Raw genomic sequence first — 3,779 nt, 5'->3', positions numbered from 1 at the left:
CCAACTTTGTTCAAGAGAACTTGAGTAATTGGTATGTGCGTTTGTGTCGCCGCCGTTTCTGGAAAGGTGCTTACGGTCCGGATAAGATCTCAGCCTACCAAACCTTGTATACCTGTTTGCATCTTGTGGCGCAATTGAGCGCGCCTATCGCTCCGTTTTATATGGATCGATTGTATCAAGATCTCAACGCTGTTTGTAGCTTGGAATCGGCGAGTTCAGTTCACTTGAGCGATTTCCCTAAGGCCGATGAAGCCTTGATCGACTCTGCTTTAGAGCATCGCATGCAGAAGGCGCAAACAATATCTTCTCTAGTGCTCTCGTTACGCAAGAAAGAACAGATCAAAGTGCGTCAGCCTTTACAGCGTATTATGATTCCTGTTTTGGATGCTGCGGATAAAGCCGAGATCGAACTTATTGCAGACTTGGTTAAATCCGAAGTAAACGTAAAAGAAATAGAACTGCTAGACGATGCCAGTGGTATTTTGGTCAAGCAGATCAAACCGAACTTTAAGGTCCTTGGGCCTAAATTCGGAAAAGATATGAAAGCCGTTGCAGCCGCGGTTTCACAATTCACTCAAGAGGATATACAAACCATTGAAAAGGAGGGTGAAATGGCAGTTGTAATTAATGAAAAAAATATTATTTTAGGCCTGCCTGACGTGGAGATCAGCTCGCAGGACATAGAAGGATGGCTCGTGGCCAATAACGGTCCTCTCACAGTCGCCTTAGATGTTAGCATCACTCCGGAGCTCAAGAGCGAAGGCATCGCCAGAGAATTGGTAAACCGCATTCAAAATGTGCGTAAGGATTCGGGCTTTGAAGTTACAGATCAAGTTTCAGTAACCATCCAAAAAGCCCCAGAGTTGGAAGCTGCGGTCGCTGCTAATCTGGAATACATTAAAACGGAAACTTTAACCGCGAGTCTCGAGTTCACCGATGACCTAAAAGAAGGCACGGAAGTTGCATTTGACGATATCGAAACCCGACTAGCGATAAAAAAATATTAGGACTATGGCGCAAGAATTGAAAAACCGCTACAGCGATAAGGAACTAGAAGCATTTCGTGAGATCATCATGGAAAAGATGGAGAAAGCTCAGCAACAATTGGAGTTGATTGAGAGTGCTTATAAAAACGATTCCAACAATGGAACCGATGATACCTCGCCTACGTTCAAGGCCTTTGATGAAGGTTCTGAAGTGATGAGTAAAGAAGCGAATTCCCAATTGGCGATCCGCCAAGAGAAGTTCATTCGCGATTTGAAGAACGCATTGATCCGAATTGAGAACAAAACCTATGGCATTTGCCGTGTGACCGGAAAATTGATCAATCCGGAGCGCTTGAAGTTGGTTCCTCACGCTACTTTGAGCATTGAGGCCAAAAACATGCAGAAATAATACAGACGCCCCGTTTTGGGGCGTTTTTGTTTATGTCTCGATTCCTGCTGATTTTATGTATGCTGCTGTGTACCCTCACAGCGACAGCCCAAAGTGAAACCATCAAAGATGTGGATGCATCCGCCTTGGATGTACTGCAAGTGGATGTGGACAATATTGCACGTTTGACGGTTCGCGCTAGCCAGACCGATAGGTTTAAAGCCTTTTTGAACACAGAAGGAGAATTTGCCCAAGAACTCGTACTCAATGTTTTTGAGACGGGCGGGACCTGGAACGTGAATATTGGTTTTGCTCCTGGTTTTCTGCCAGAGGATGACAAACTGGGCGCTCATAAAGTGATTTCGGCAGAACTGACTCTAGAAATCCCAGAAGGAAAATATTTGAACGTTTCCGGACGTTGTTTAAGTGTGGGGCTAAATGGAGGTTTCGCTGCAGTAGAATTACGACTCGATGCAGGTAATATAGATGCCAAGAATTTTTTGGCCTCAGGAGTTTTAGAGACTGCTAATGGGAATGTTCGCATCAAAGGACAAACAGGACTTTACGCGGAAACTGTTGGACAAGCCGATAAAATTACCAATGAACTACCCCAAAGTGGAACACACTTGATTCGTGTTGTGGTACCGCAGGGAAGTATCCATCTCAAAGCCAAAAATTAGTGTATTTTTGTAGCCTTAAAACTCGCTAATGTCTTTAAAGAAAGCAGGTATTATCATTTTTCTCGTTTTGCTGATCGATCAGGTGAGCAAGATCTATATCAAGACCCATTATCAACTGCATGGAGGCTTTAGCGTTTTGGGCCAAGATTGGTTCAGAATTTACTTTATTGAAAATGAAGGTATGGCCTGGGGAGCTAAAATTCCTGGAAAGTATGGGAAGCTATTCTTAACCTTATTTAGACTGGTTGCCATTGTTGGGATTGGTTATTGGTTGTGGGATTCTGTAAAGAAACAGACCTCCAGAATCCTAACCGTAGCGGTGTCTTTCATCTTTGCTGGAGCTTTTGGAAACATTATTGATTCTGTGTTTTACGGCATGATCTTCAACGACTCTTTAGGGCAAGTAGCTAGTTTTATGCCAGACGATGGCGGTTATGCACCGATCTTCTATGGGAAGGTTGTAGACATGCTTTATTTCCCGCTTTGGTCGGGGGATCTGCCAGAATGGTTGCCGTTCTGGGGTGGCGAACGTTTTACCTTCTTTGAGCCGGTATTCAATATTGCTGATGCCTCAATTACCTGTGGAGTCTTAATGTTGTTGGTGTTCCACCGCAAGGCATTTCCAAAGAAGCCCGATACCGTAGCTTCACTTTCTGACGACTAAAATTTATACACCTTTTCTGGACTGATGCAGTAATCCAATGGAATATCCGTTGGACTGTTTGGTATGTCCTGCTCTGGAGGGAAAAAAGAAAGCCCAATTTTGAGCACTTCGCGATCACAATCCGCCAGAAAACGGTCGTAAAAGCCTTTACCATAACCCAATCGATTCCCTTTAAGGTCATAGGCCAATAAGGGAATAAAGATCACTTGAAGTCTTTGAGCAGGGATCTCTATACCGTCCTGTGGTTCTGGAATGCCCCAAGGGTTGGGTTTGATCACAGTATGATCTTCCAAGAGATAATGGGTGAGGCTGGAATCTTCAAAATTGCTCTTAGAAACCACCACACTCTTGTCCTTTCCTTGCAAAATGTGTAATAGGTATTCTGTATTGACTTCCAACTGCCGGGCAATAGGCAAGAACAAATGGTAGTATTGAGACTCCCAAATGGGCAAAGTCAACCCCTGATTGGCAATGGCCAAGCTGAAGTCTTCACGAGCTTCTTCTGATAAGTTTTGGCGCTTAGCTTTATACGCCTTTCTCAAAGCGGCCTTGGTCATTGGTTTTCTGTGGAGATGTGGAACAGTGCGTCTCCTTGATAGACAATTGGCGCTTCATTGACATTGATCACGTAGCCTGCCGCGTTTGATCGGATCCAGTAATGCACCTTGCCGTAAGGGTCGGTGATATGACCTAAAACATGCCCAACCGGAACATGCTCTCCTGCTTTTACAGAGGGTTTGAACATGCCAGAAGTAGAGGCTCTCAACCAACGACTCTGTGTAATCACAACTGATTTATTTTTGGGAGAACTCACCTTGAATTTAGAGCGCAACATGCCCAATTCATTCAAAACACGTTTGGCACCATTGACTCCCGTGTTGCTTACCACATTGTCTATGCTGTTAGACTTTCCGCCTTCAAAGAGCAAGGCAGTGATGTCGTTTTTCTCACAATAACTGCGGAAGGATTTCTTAATGTTTTTGGAGTGCAGAATAAAAGGTGCGTTAAAGATCTCCGCCAATTGATTCTGTCTTTTGTTTTGCCCGGTAATGCGAATATGC

6 protein-coding genes are annotated in these 3,779 nt (G+C 44.2%); 4 read left to right on the top strand and 2 right to left on the bottom strand.

The genetic code is table 11. The features are described from left to right. From HRT75_RS14210 to HRT75_RS14195, 4 genes are all read left to right on the top strand, one after another. On the top strand, nucleotides 1–1,007 hold a 1,007-nt coding region (locus HRT75_RS14210; protein ID WP_291188120.1), incomplete at its 5' end, for a DUF5915 domain-containing protein. Nucleotides 1,008–1,011: 4 nt separating this feature from the next. Further along, nucleotides 1,012–1,395, top strand: a complete 384-nt coding sequence (locus HRT75_RS14205; protein WP_291188116.1) for a TraR/DksA C4-type zinc finger protein — start codon at nucleotides 1,012–1,014, stop codon at nucleotides 1,393–1,395. A gap of 59 nt (nucleotides 1,396–1,454) precedes the next feature. Continuing rightward, complete coding sequence (locus HRT75_RS14200) at nucleotides 1,455–2,054, top strand: hypothetical protein (RefSeq protein WP_291188114.1); 600 nt, start codon at nucleotides 1,455–1,457, stop codon at nucleotides 2,052–2,054. A gap of 28 nt (nucleotides 2,055–2,082) precedes the next feature. Continuing rightward, nucleotides 2,083–2,718, top strand: a complete 636-nt coding sequence (locus tag HRT75_RS14195) for a lipoprotein signal peptidase (protein WP_291188111.1) — start codon at nucleotides 2,083–2,085, stop codon at nucleotides 2,716–2,718. Here the strand turns inward: HRT75_RS14195 and HRT75_RS14190 are convergent. Then, complete coding sequence (locus tag HRT75_RS14190) at nucleotides 2,715–3,275, bottom strand: 5-formyltetrahydrofolate cyclo-ligase (RefSeq protein ID WP_291188109.1); 561 nt, start codon at nucleotides 3,273–3,275, stop codon at nucleotides 2,715–2,717. The two genes, HRT75_RS14195 and HRT75_RS14190, sit on opposite strands and share 4 nt — an antisense overlap. Beyond that, a partial coding sequence (locus tag HRT75_RS14185) for a succinylglutamate desuccinylase/aspartoacylase family protein (protein WP_291188106.1) occupies nucleotides 3,272–3,779 on the bottom strand: 508 nt, incomplete at its 5' end. The genes HRT75_RS14185 and HRT75_RS14190, both read right to left, overlap by 4 nt.

Source organism: Gilvibacter sp., assembly GCF_013214815.1.
GTDB lineage: Bacteria > Bacteroidota > Bacteroidia > Flavobacteriales > Flavobacteriaceae > Gilvibacter.
The sequence above is the reverse complement of the archived record's forward strand: the minus strand, read 5'-3'. Positions and strand labels throughout refer to the sequence as shown.

Excerpts from the sequence above, each read along its gene's own strand:
- HRT75_RS14190 (WP_291188109.1), bottom strand. The coding sequence starts at position 3,275 with ATGACCAAGGCCGCTTTGAGAAAGGCGTATAAAGCTAAGCGCCAAAAC.
- HRT75_RS14200 (WP_291188114.1), top strand. The coding sequence starts at position 1,455 with ATGCTGCTGTGTACCCTCACAGCGACAGCCCAAAGTGAAACCATCAAA.
- HRT75_RS14195 (WP_291188111.1), top strand. The coding sequence starts at position 2,083 with ATGTCTTTAAAGAAAGCAGGTATTATCATTTTTCTCGTTTTGCTGATC.
- HRT75_RS14205 (WP_291188116.1), top strand. The coding sequence starts at position 1,012 with ATGGCGCAAGAATTGAAAAACCGCTACAGCGATAAGGAACTAGAAGCA.